This is a genomic window from Candidatus Kaelpia aquatica, from assembly GCA_030765335.1.
GTDB classification, from domain to species: domain Bacteria; phylum Omnitrophota; class Gorgyraeia; order Kaelpiales; family Kaelpiaceae; genus Kaelpia; species Kaelpia aquatica.
In genome coordinates this window covers 1-5,847 of record JAVCCU010000041.1, presented here as the reverse complement: position 1 = coordinate 5,847, position 5,847 = coordinate 1, and the positions used below count along the sequence as shown (strand labels likewise).

At 37.8% G+C, this 5,847-nt stretch carries 7 protein-coding genes and 2 rRNA genes; all 9 read right to left on the bottom strand.

What is annotated here, in order from left to right:
• Positions 1-128: 128 nt before the first annotated feature.
• The gene (locus tag P9X27_06685) at positions 129-1,007 is read right to left on the bottom strand and encodes a hypothetical protein (protein ID MDP8254060.1); all 879 of its coding nucleotides are present in this window, start codon (positions 1,005-1,007) and stop codon (positions 129-131) included.
• A 107-nt stretch (positions 1,008-1,114) separates the two neighbouring features.
• On the bottom strand, positions 1,115-1,579 hold the full coding sequence (locus P9X27_06680) for a tetratricopeptide repeat protein (protein ID MDP8254059.1): 465 nt from the start codon (positions 1,577-1,579) through the stop codon (positions 1,115-1,117).
• Positions 1,569-3,653: a hypothetical protein gene (locus P9X27_06675; GenBank protein MDP8254058.1), complete on the bottom strand. Its 2,085-nt coding sequence runs from the start codon at positions 3,651-3,653 to the stop codon at positions 1,569-1,571. The genes P9X27_06680 and P9X27_06675 overlap by 11 nt, the downstream gene beginning before the upstream one ends.
• Entirely contained in the window at positions 3,646-3,966 is a 321-nt protein-coding gene (locus P9X27_06670) for a hypothetical protein (protein ID MDP8254057.1), read from the bottom strand. The genes P9X27_06675 and P9X27_06670 overlap by 8 nt, the downstream gene beginning before the upstream one ends.
• Positions 3,956-4,123 carry a hypothetical protein gene (locus P9X27_06665; protein ID MDP8254056.1) on the bottom strand — a complete coding sequence of 56 codons (168 nt, stop codon included), beginning with the start codon at positions 4,121-4,123 and terminating at the stop codon, positions 3,956-3,958. Before P9X27_06665 ends, P9X27_06670 begins: the two co-directional genes overlap by 11 nt.
• Before the next feature lie 157 nt (positions 4,124-4,280).
• A complete protein-coding gene (locus P9X27_06660; GenBank protein ID MDP8254055.1) occupies positions 4,281-4,424 on the bottom strand; it encodes a hypothetical protein in 144 nt (47 codons plus the stop codon).
• A complete protein-coding gene (locus tag P9X27_06655) occupies positions 4,421-5,329 on the bottom strand; it encodes a S8 family serine peptidase (protein ID MDP8254054.1) in 909 nt (302 codons plus the stop codon). The genes P9X27_06660 and P9X27_06655 overlap by 4 nt, the downstream gene beginning before the upstream one ends.
• 88 nt (positions 5,330-5,417) lie before the next feature.
• Positions 5,418-5,534: ribosomal RNA gene (rrf, locus tag P9X27_06650) — 5S ribosomal RNA — on the bottom strand.
• 85 nt (positions 5,535-5,619) lie between these two features.
• Positions 5,620-5,847 (bottom strand): 23S ribosomal RNA (locus P9X27_06645); the annotation flags it as partial.

The window sequence follows — 5,847 nt, the reverse complement described above, 5'->3', positions numbered from 1 at the left end:
AGAACCACCAGAACCACCAGTAAACTGATCATAGTAGCCTTCCGCTGAATTGCTAAAGAAGATCGGCAGCAAAAGAAGTAGGCTCGCTATTAAGATTAATCCTGTGTGTTTTTCTTTAATTCTTTCCATTATTGACCTTCTCCTACATAAACGACACCAACGGAGATTGAATCGTTAGAATCACCCTCCGCGGTGTATACAAAAAATGTTGCTCTCTTTCGTACGGCACTAGTCTCATCATTTGTAACTGTTAAAGAACCTATCAATCGATCTTGATGATCATAAACCATTTGTGATTTCATTTGAGTATAAGATTCTAGCGTCTTACCCGCATCACCAATATTATACATTTCTGCTACAGCATTAATGTCCATACCCTCAGCTACTTGCATACCAGCTATCCTATCTTCCATATCTGGCCAACTTATCGCTAGACCTTCTACTTGAACCACTTGCGTGTCGACACTCCTTAGTTTACGGGGAGAGCCACTATAATCATAATTCTTAGCATGACTTACCGTAGTAGTACCATCTAAAGCTACAACAAATGTCCACTGCTCAAACGTCTCTCCATTCTTAGCCCATGTTTCTGTTACTCTTAAACTTTCTGTTCCATCTACTTCTGTAACTATCGATGATGTTCGACTATAACTTCCATCAGCGGACGAAGAGCTATCTATGTTCTGAGAGGAGACAAAATGTTGCTCCCATACCATTTCCATGACTCCATCAATCTCTTTCTCTACCAAGGACCAAATAGATTGTTCAGTGGAATATCTTCCATCACCGAGATATGTCGACTTAGTACTTATTATCTGAACTTCCATTCTATCTTCATTAGCAGGTAGGGGTACTTCAGCAAAACCTGTGTCTAACTCAAAACCATTGGGCAAATCAACATCAGTAATGCTACTCCCAGGATTACCCCATCCATTCCCAAAAGCAGATATTGAAAGAACAAATAAACCCAAAGTAACTCCGCATATACTTCTCAATATTCTCTTCATCTTTCTGCCTCCTTTGTTAACTACATTAATTTGTCTTACCATCTTTCCTTACCTTAATTATACCACATAAATCTATTTTTTTCAAGCATAACCATAACTTTTTAAAACTATTCATATACTTTTACCCCCTCTTCGCAACGCTGAAGAAAAGAGAGAAACCACTCTGGAATACTGTATCCTAGCTTCACAGCTTTGTTATAACATTTCTTTGCTAACTCCACATCCGGCTCTTCCTTCTTAAGATAAGCCACAGCTATAGCATAGTTGGATTTTGGAGAATCAGGGTTTAATTCTAAAGATTGACTAAGCAAGTTTATCGCTTTCTCAAAATCCCCTTCCTCCATATAGCACACCCCTAATTCACGCCAGGCTTCAGCGTATTCAGGATTAAGTTTTAGGGCTGTCTCAAAGCAATTTTTTGCCTTAGCAATATCTCTGTTTATATAATACAATCTGCCTGATTTAAAATACTCTCCTGATTCTTGAGCTGCTGCTGGTTTCTGCAAAAATGTTGCAAAACTTACTATTATTAGAAGAAAACTTATAGAATTAAATTTCTTTTTAAGTTTCATTATGCCCCCCACCTACTTCTTCAATTGCGATTTCTAATGCCTCTTCAAAACTCATGCCATCATTTTCTGCTATAATATCTGCAACATATATTGCTCCATCAGTAAGAGCAGTGAAATCACCATAGATATCAAAAGAACCATATGCGTCCCTTAATTCCTCATCATTCAGAGCCTTATAAAAATTTCTTACATACTCTAGGGTCTCTTGATAAGAAAGACCGCCTATTACATCGTTAATGATAGAAGATTTTACTCTTTCACCTAAATCGTTATATATAACTCCTAATGTTAGAACAGTGGTTATTGCATCTGATGAATCTCTATGTATCTCTAACGATTGAGTAAGCTGACCAAAACTGTTGTATTCTATTTCTTCTTTATGAATATGAGTAACAATACTCAGATCTGTAGAGCTAACTCTATCTTCATCATACTCTATAACTTGACCCCAAGAATTATATTGTGTATTTAAACGAGTTGTGGTAGTAGTAACTCCTTCTGTAGTAGTTATTTGAGTATAGCTAAGCGTACGACCGCTATCATCATAAACCATATCAGACATTTCTACTCTCACAGTACTAGACTGATCTGAATTAGTATGATCTACGGTAGTAATCTCTTCAGTATAACCTGTGACCTGCTCTAACTCATTTTGAGTAGTACTTAACCTGCTTGTTGTTATAGTCTCATCTATCTGATGTAAATTCCCTTCTTCATCAGTATAGCTTCCATATCTATGAGCAACTTCAGTATAACTTGTGCTGAAGCCTGCATCCCATTCATTCTCTTCCCAATCATATACAGGTGACTGACTATAACTTATATTAGTTCTTTCAACAGTTGTAGTTAAACCCGGAGATGCTGAACTATGGCTAGTTTCATAAGAATACGTCATCTGCCCATCAACATAATCTCTTGAAAACTCTGAAGTAATTACCAGATCAGGGTTGGCTTCATCGGTTGTAACTGAAGTCCCTGTAGTATGGCTTTGACTACTCTTGGTACCGCATTCAGTCTGAACTCCATATTCATCATAAGTAGCTTTCCAATCAGTCTGAGAACTACCGCTAGAGCTATAATCTGATACAGTCTCCCTGCCAGGATATCCTACATAAGTAGTGACAGAGTGCCCTATACTATTAAATGTAGAGCTACCGTCATAGCTTATCATCTGCCCTAAAGTGTTGTATTTCATATTAGTAACAACACTATGGGAACTGCTCGTAGATGTAGTCGTAGTTTCTGATGAGCCATCTTCACTGGGCTCAGTATTGCTTCCTGAGCTCGTACTATCTGTAACATATCCAGTTCTTTGTCCGTAAGAATTGTAAGTTATACCATATGTATGAGAGGTATATTGATTATCCTCAACATCAATTCCGCTCTCATTATATTCAACTATTTGATTCAGACTATTATAACGGATATTGGTTCTATCAAAAGAGTAAGTTCCATCCTCATTGCTGCCCTCTTCATGATAGCTACTCTTATTACCATTCTCATCATATATTATATTCGTTACACAAGACTCCCTGTGTTCGTCCTCACCATCATAAATCTCCGTATAACCGGTAACCTGATTATTATCATTAAAGCTGTCATAGGTTCTCTCTAAGGTATAATGGTTGTCTAACCCCTCTGATGCACCCTCATCTGGAAGACCTACTGCATGTCCCTCTTCATAATAACGGACTACTCTATCAAGAACATTCTCATCATACTCAACCTCTATATGAGCGTATACAATCTTATCCGGTGTGGTAGAATCATATCTTTCTTCATCCCAGCCAACCTCTCGGCCTTTACTATTATAGCGAATGTTTGACTTAATTGTTGTCTGAAACCCTTTTTGATCTTCACCATTCTGCTCGCTATCTCCTGATTGTCCTCCCGAATCAGACTCTAAAACAGGCTGCATCCTTTGACCATCATTGCTGCTACTTACTGGGAGCCGCCCTTCTTTATCATTACTTTCTTCAGACTCTTCTGCAAAAGATATGGCACTATTAAATAAAAATAATACTGCTATAATGCTCGCAACTATCACCAAATATTTATACCCACTCTTATTCATTTCCATTTAAGTTTATCCCTTCAAGGTCTAGAGGCTTTGAATATTTAATACTACCATCTTCATTGAGTCCATGCTCTACACCTTCAACGTTGACTATATTCCCATTTTCTCTTATAACTATCATTTCAATAAGAGAAACCTCGTATTCTGGAAGCAGATCTTCCCCTAGATTAATCATTATATCTGAACCTCTAACATCTATTCCAGTATCAGACATAGTCTCTGTATGAAGTTGAGCGGTAGGATCTGCACAGTACCCAGAGATACTCAATCCAAATATTAAAACTAAACTCAACAAAATTTTAATTTTCATATCTTTTCTCTCCATCAATGGTATTTATAGCACATAAATACTTAGTTGTCAAACTTACCAAAAGTTTTTCATAACTTTTTAACAAAAAGTTGCACACTGAAACTTTTATTACTTTTAAGTGCACTTTCAATATTGTCTGCAACTTTATCTCTTTCATTCTTTCACCTCGTCTCTTTATATTCAAGATTCATGCCTAAAATATTGAAAAAAAAATAAACTCTATCCTTTTTAATAGCAACACATTAGAAATAGCTGTGTTTTTTCTACTACTTGAAAACCGTTTTTTACTGTAACTTTAGTTGCAAGCATAGGTTTTATCCCCCTGCAAAGCTAAGATCCAGCTCAGCCAACTCAAACTCTAATACCGCATCAGCATCAAAAACATAAAAAACTCTTGAATTATTCACTCTATTTAAAAAAGATGCCGGATTTAATAAAAGAATAGATAACGGGGTCATCTAAAGAATCTTCCGCTTCCTTTATATATAGGGAACCTACTTGAACCGCTCACTCCTCTTCTTGGAATAAGAACAGCCCTAAAATCGGGCCTTACAATACCGCTTGAAGGTGTTGTAAGCATAGCTCTAACGATATTAGAATGAAACCTGCTATGTCTAAATAGGATGAATGCAATCAATCTATAAACAATCTCACTATCAGGAACAATCTGTTTTGGAGCTTGATAATTAGACGGCTTCCTCACGGAAACCTCTTTTGGGCTAACTACGCCATTATTATTTCGAGCATTATTTAAAACTATCCTCGAAGCCTCATAAGCCCCGATATCATTCTTATCCATAAGATTAGCAATAGAACCTGCAACGAATGGAGAAGAGAAAGACGTGCCTGCATGCTTTGCTGGAGCCCAAACTCTGCCAGAGCCAGAATACTTAGCTGTTACATATTTCTTACTATAATAGTCATACTCAAGCGCTCCAACTGAGATTACTCCGGGTAATGCCGCGGGATAATTAGTAGCGTATTGCCCGTCATTGCCAGCAGCTGCAACAACAACTATGCCTGCATTTTGGGCAGCCTTAATCGCATCAGCTAAAGACTGGGAATAATGAGAAGAGCCTAAGCTCAGGTTTAAAACAACTCCTTCATCTCTTAACTCTTTATCTCTTTTAACTCTATCTACAACATCGTAGATTGCTGATATAACTGTAAAATTAGATATCTCAGCAGTATTAGCAATCTTAATAAATTCAACATCGGCATCCGGCGCCTGCTCTTGAATTATACTGCAGACTTTACCGCCATGATTATTATATGAAGAATCAATAACAAAGACAGTAGATGCGAATGCATATACTGATAATAAAACTAATAGAGAAGCGGCTATAAATACTTTTTTTACCATTCTCCCTCCTTGTTTGCCCACAAGTTATTTATAGCATCTTATATAATGAAAGTCAAATAAAGAAAGAGAACCCCCATAAAATAAAAAAACCTGGCAGCGTCCTACTCTCCCACCCCGTCTCCAGGGCAGTACCATCGGCGATACTGGGCTTAACTTCCGTATTCGGAATGGGAACGGGTGTAGCCCCAGTTCTATAACCACCAGGAATAATTTATAATATTATTGCTATCAGCTTATAGTTTTTAAGGCTATAAGCTGATTTTATTTAAGGATATAAAGATATAAGTAAGATAGTCAAGCCATTCGGCATATTAGTACCCCTCGGCTAAAACCATCGCTAGCCTTACACCTGGGGCCTATCAACCTCGTAGTCTCCGAGGTGCCTTATCTCTGACCGAAGTCAGAGGGGACGCCTAATCTTGGAATGGGCTTCGCGCTTAGATGCCTTCAGCGCTTATCCACACCGAACATAGCTACCCGGCATTTGCCCTTGACAGAACAACCGGTACACCAGAGGT

Bases quoted from the DNA above. Each gene is read 5' to 3' on its own strand.
- P9X27_06685 (MDP8254060.1), bottom strand. From the start codon at position 1,007: ATGAAGAGAATATTGAGAAGTATATGCGGAGTTACTTTGGGTTTATTT.
- P9X27_06680 (MDP8254059.1), bottom strand. From the start codon at position 1,579: ATGAAACTTAAAAAGAAATTTAATTCTATAAGTTTTCTTCTAATAATA.
- P9X27_06675 (MDP8254058.1), bottom strand. From the start codon at position 3,653: ATGAATAAGAGTGGGTATAAATATTTGGTGATAGTTGCGAGCATTATA.
- P9X27_06670 (MDP8254057.1), bottom strand. From the start codon at position 3,966: ATGAAAATTAAAATTTTGTTGAGTTTAGTTTTAATATTTGGATTGAGT.
- P9X27_06665 (MDP8254056.1), bottom strand. From the start codon at position 4,123: ATGAAAGAGATAAAGTTGCAGACAATATTGAAAGTGCACTTAAAAGTA.
- P9X27_06660 (MDP8254055.1), bottom strand. From the start codon at position 4,424: ATGACCCCGTTATCTATTCTTTTATTAAATCCGGCATCTTTTTTAAAT.
- P9X27_06655 (MDP8254054.1), bottom strand. From the start codon at position 5,329: ATGGTAAAAAAAGTATTTATAGCCGCTTCTCTATTAGTTTTATTATCA.